Annotated in this window: 2 protein-coding genes; both read left to right on the top strand. The window is 41.0% G+C overall.

The genetic code is table 11. From position 1 onward, the window contains the following. On the top strand, positions 1-377 hold a 377-nt coding region (gene minC, locus ACS8FC_RS14210), incomplete at its 5' end, for a septum site-determining protein MinC (protein WP_439297235.1). 414 nt (positions 378-791) lie between these two features. Next, positions 792-1,338: septum site-determining protein MinD (gene minD / locus ACS8FC_RS14215; protein ID WP_439297236.1), on the top strand; the 547-nt coding region annotated here is incomplete at its 3' end.

Raw genomic sequence — 1,338 nt, forward strand, 5'->3', positions numbered from 1 at the left:
CTAGTCTTCCAGATGAGACATTATTAAGTGCTCAGCATATAACCAGCCTAATCTATGACCTAATGCTGCGCTCAGGACAAAGCTTAAACCATGTTGGCGGCGACTTGATTTTGACCAACAGTGTCAACAATGGTGCTGAGGCAATCACCGACAATAGCCTGCATGTGTATGGGCGTGCGCAAGGTCGCTTGGTTGCAGGTGCAACAGGCGACAAAGATGCCCGTATTTTTTGCCAAGTTTTCAACCCTTCATTAGTTTCCGTTGCTGGGACATATTGCTTACGAGACAATCTGCCAGATCACGTGATAGACAAACCGGTGCAAGTCAAGTTTGTGGAAGGTGAAGGCCTAGTATTTATCGTGATGGATGAAGCTTAACGATTACTCGGTTAAAAATAATAAACGGTTAGGTGATTGTCTAGTAAAGTAAACTGGGTAAGGTAAGCCTTAATTATATAAGCTGCTGTGTCAGATAAATAAAACAAGATATATCAAATTAATCGTTACAATTGAGCTATTATTAAGTGTTGGTTCTAACGTTATTTGCCGTATATTTAAATAACTATCGAACGGCTAAAAATTATCGCCATTAACTGTAAAACTTATAAGCAAAAGCCTTTTGTAGCTCATATCTCAGTTGTTTTTTTGCTTTAATATAGACTTGCTATAAATCCTTGTATATTTATGCTAGGCTAGCTTCGCAGATAGTACATATATAGTTAGTAGATAAATACCATGCAATTGTGCTATTTATATAAAAGATATCCCATTGATTCATAGGAGTGTGCCATTGTGGCGAAGATAGTTGTAATCACTTCAGGTAAAGGCGGTGTGGGCAAAACCACGACAAGTGCCTCTTTTGCCGCTGGTTTAGCATTGCGTGGCTATAAGACGGTTGTAATTGATTTTGATGTAGGTCTACGTAATCTAGACTTGATCATGGGTTGTGAAAACCGAATTGTTTATGATTTCGTTGATGTCATTACCGGTAGCGCACGCTTGTCGCAAGCACTTGTCAAAGACAAACAGCTTGAAAACCTGTATATCCTTCCTGCTAGTCAGACGCGTGATAAAGACGCACTGACAGACGAAGGTGTCGCAGAGGTCATGACTGAGCTGTCTAAACAGTTTGACTATATCATCTGTGACTCACCTGCTGGTATCGAGCGCGGTGCACAGTTGGCCATGTATCATGCTGACGAAGCCATCATTGTTACCAATCCTGAAATCTCTTCAGTACGTGACTCGGATCGCATCATCGGTATTTTGCAAAGCCAAACGAAAAAAGTCGAAGAAAACCTAGGCTCTGTACGTGAGCACTTGGTCATCACTCGTTACA

It is taken from the genome of Psychrobacter sp. 1Y4 (assembly GCF_051847555.1).